The organism is Mycobacterium sp. (assembly GCF_049802695.1).
In the GTDB taxonomy this organism is placed as follows: domain Bacteria; phylum Actinomycetota; class Actinomycetes; order Mycobacteriales; family Mycobacteriaceae; genus Mycobacterium.
On record NZ_JBARMY010000451.1, the window covers coordinates 1 to 1,538 of the forward strand.

1 protein-coding gene and 1 pseudogene are annotated in these 1,538 nt (G+C 63.3%); one reads left to right on the forward strand and one right to left on the reverse strand.

The window, feature by feature from the left end:
• Nucleotides 1-151 precede the first annotated feature (151 nt).
• A pseudogene (locus WA317_RS18125) lies at nt 152-454 on the reverse strand (LLM class F420-dependent oxidoreductase); the annotation flags it as partial.
• A gap of 570 nt (nt 455-1,024) precedes the next feature.
• Here WA317_RS18125 and WA317_RS18130 point away from each other — a divergent pair.
• Nucleotides 1,025-1,538: cupin domain-containing protein (locus WA317_RS18130; protein WP_425174353.1), on the forward strand; the 514-nt coding region annotated here is incomplete at its 3' end.

Consider the following 1,538-nt stretch of genomic DNA (forward strand, 5'->3'; position numbering starts at 1 on the left):
CACGCAAGTCAAAGAGACTCATTACGTTCACACTCGCTCACGACCCTTCCCGACGCCCCACGGGAAACGATATCGCCACGGTTCGGCTGATTAGCCAGCTGAGACGGAATACGTCCGGGTGGATCGCCGGGGGAAGCCGGGGTTGCTCCCGTTACCGCGACAGGCCAAGCGGCCCAGCGAGTTCCGACAGCGTCGGCAACACCTTCTCCGGGCCGCCGTACACAAGAATCGCGACGTGGTTGGCGCCGGCGGTCAGATACTCGCCCAACCGCTTGGCGATTTCTTCAGGCGTCCCGTGGGCAACCACGGCGTCGACGATTTTATCGCTGCCGGGTGGGGTGACGTCGGCGTCGGTGAAACCCAGCCGCTTCCAATTGGTCACGTAGTTCGACAGGTAGAAGTAGTGGGCCAGCCCGGCGCGGCCGATCGCGCGCGCCTCTTCCGCGTGGTCACTACTACCGCAACCCGAGCACCGCATGGCGCTATTCCGCCTCCGGCGAAACTTCTGCGGCTGCTCAGACCATTGAGTTGGGTCGCCGTCGGGAAGAGTGCAGCGGTGCTGCACCAAATAGGGCAACTGCCCCATGCGTTCGGCCCTTGCGAGGCGAACAATTCGCTTCAGGCAGCCCGGGCTGCAACGAACAAAGGGGCATCACACCATGCACACCAATCGCATTCTGAGCCGGATAATCGCCGGCGCGCTGCTGACGGGCGGCGTCGCGATAGCCGTCCTGGGGCTGGCTTCAGGTAGCGCCCAGGCCGAGTCCGGCCTCACACCTCTTGTCTGGCAGATGGACGATCCGGACGACCAGCCGCCACCTCCCGAACCTGCGCCACCGCCGCCACCTCCGCCGCAGAGGCAGTGCTGGGCCCTCTTTTTGCCGGCCCCATGCCCGCCGCCGCACGGCTAGCCGCGCCGTCGTCAAACCACGCTCAGCCGCAGAGCACCGGGCGCCGCCTCCGGGACGGCCGGCAGTTAATTCCGCGGCCCGGTAGTTGATAGGGGCATAGCTGGATAATCTCGATGTCTGACATCGAAGTCGCCCAACTCCCGCTGAACCGAATGGGACGACGCATGAGCATTGCATACCTGGCGCAACCGGAGCAGCAGCAGCAATTGGAATGGCTCGACGGTGGCACGCTGGCGATCTTGCTCGACGGCAGAGCCACAAATGGCCAGTTGATGGTCGGACGCTTCGATGTCAGCGAGGGCGAAGCACCGCCGTATCACAAACACACGCGTGAGGATGAGGTCTTCATGCTGATCAAGGGCACCGCGTTGCTCTGGTTAGACGACCAGGAGATGGAGCTGTCAGAAGGCGGAATTGTGTTCTTGCCCAAGAACATTCCGCACGCATATCGCATCACCTCCAAAAAAGCGGATCTGCTGATGATCAACACTCCCGCCGGAATCGAAGGGATGTTCCGCTACGCCGGGCGTGACAAGGCAACGCCGCGCCCGGATGGTTTCCAAATCTCGCCAGAACGGATGGCCGAGGGAGCGGACAAGTACGGGCAGGTGATTCTCGGCCCTCCGC